Consider the following 243-nt stretch of genomic DNA (forward strand, 5'->3'; position numbering starts at 1 on the left):
AGTGTCTCTATATTGAGTGTTACCAGATTGATATCTTTTGATATCAATACCGACATAGGCATTTAATTGTTTATTGGATTTAAATTTTGTGATATCTCCTAGTTCACCTATAATCATAGCCGCTGTTAGTTCTCCAATACCAGGAATTGAACGTATAACTTCGAAACATTCGAGTTGTTGAGATAATTCAACCATCTCTTTATCTAACTGTGATAATTGTTGAATCGAATTTTTTAATTGTTG

The 243-nt window shown here is 31.3% G+C and carries 1 protein-coding gene; it reads right to left on the bottom strand.

Annotated elements, in window-relative coordinates; genetic code table 11:
• Positions 1 to 243 (bottom strand): transposase (locus CD129_RS12075; protein ID WP_144437018.1); only part of this gene is annotated, 243 nt, incomplete at both ends.

The organism is Mammaliicoccus fleurettii, assembly GCF_003970575.1.
GTDB lineage: Bacteria > Bacillota > Bacilli > Staphylococcales > Staphylococcaceae > Mammaliicoccus > Mammaliicoccus fleurettii.